This is a genomic window from Microcystis aeruginosa LEGE 91341 (assembly GCF_015206885.1).
GTDB lineage: Bacteria > Cyanobacteriota > Cyanobacteriia > Cyanobacteriales > Microcystaceae > Microcystis > Microcystis aeruginosa_H.
Genome location: NZ_JADEXY010000272.1, coordinates 1 through 1196 on the forward strand (window position 1 = coordinate 1; position 1196 = coordinate 1196).

The following is a 1196-nucleotide window of genomic DNA, read 5'->3' on the forward strand; positions in this document are numbered from 1 at the left end:
GAAGAAGGATTTGGGAAAAGCTTATTAGACAAACTGCGCTATTTACAGAGTTTCATGTGTCAACATATTAGCTATGTACACTGGTTCCGGAGGATTGTCTATTCAACTTAAAATTTGATGTTATAGGAGTATTATGCTTGTCAATGTAAAGTTTTATTACAGGATTCAACGTTTCTGATCGGAGACAACTAAAGATGAATTATCCAATTATTATTTATCCCTGTGAAGAAGGCGGTTTTGTCGCTGAAATTCCAGCACTATCTGGCTGTTTGGCTCAGGGTGAAACCTTAGAAGAAACCCTACAAGAATTACTGATGGTAAAAGATTTATGGTTAGAAACAGCCAAAAAATATAATCAAAAACTTCCCAACTTAGAAACAGAGATAGCGAAAATCAAAGCATTAAGCACTGTATAGAACATTTTTGGGGGAATTGCGAGGCTCTCCTAGGTTTGGTGGGTAAAATGTATTCTAAGATACACTCCTCCTGGCGAGGGGGTGGAACGAACCACAAAGACACAAAGGACACAAAGATCGATCATTATAGTGAGTTAAACTTATCACACAGAACCTAGAAGAGCCTTTATGGCTCTTCGGGACTTGGTATGGTTCGATAGGGGAGCATAAATCGACTCAATCCTTATCTGGCAAAAGATTTAATTGATTAGTTCGCTTCAGATCGCAAACAATTGACAAAAATTGCGGCAATGTCTGTCTCTATAAAGGTTTCATTCCTTATAACCCCGTCCATTGCATAAGACAAACCGAAGAACCAAAAATTGTTACACTATATGTTACCAGTAAACTTAGAAAATATAGGCAGCTATCAAATGAAAGCTAAATATGATGCTGAAGTTGACGTTTTAACAATTACCTGGCATGACACACCCGTAGAAGAAAGTGACGCAATCAGTCCGGGGGTTATTCTTGACTATGATCAAGCAGGTAATGTAATCGGGATTGAAATTCTTAATGCTTCTCGAAAAATCGAGAATTTTTCTCCGAATGTGCAGGTAGCTATTTCTTCTCGATAAAGGTGATCGCTGATCCTGTAGTGCGATCGCCGACCTGTAGCGACTGTCTTGATTGTCAAGGGGTAACTCAAAAAACAATCAAGGAGTTGCTGTCGAACCTAAAATCTCAAGCCAGAAAAAAGCGCAGCAAAAACTAAGTCGCTCAGGTTAAACCAAAGCAAGC

The 1196-nt window shown here is 38.9% G+C and carries 2 protein-coding genes and 1 pseudogene; all 3 read left to right on the forward strand.

Annotation, left to right across the window (positions count from 1 at the left end; all coding sequences use genetic code 11):
- A pseudogene (locus tag IQ234_RS21475) lies at window positions 1-111 on the forward strand (IS4 family transposase); the annotation flags it as partial.
- Window positions 112-194: 83 nt separating this feature from the next.
- The gene (locus tag IQ234_RS20810; protein ID WP_193958460.1) at window positions 195-416 is read left to right on the forward strand and encodes a type II toxin-antitoxin system HicB family antitoxin; all 222 of its coding nucleotides are present in this window, start codon (window positions 195-197) and stop codon (window positions 414-416) included.
- A 374-nt stretch (window positions 417-790) separates the two neighbouring features.
- Window positions 791-1033 carry a DUF2283 domain-containing protein gene (locus tag IQ234_RS20815; protein WP_193958461.1) on the forward strand — a complete coding sequence of 81 codons (243 nt, stop codon included), beginning with the start codon at window positions 791-793 and terminating at the stop codon, window positions 1031-1033.
- Window positions 1034-1196 lie beyond the last annotated feature (163 nt).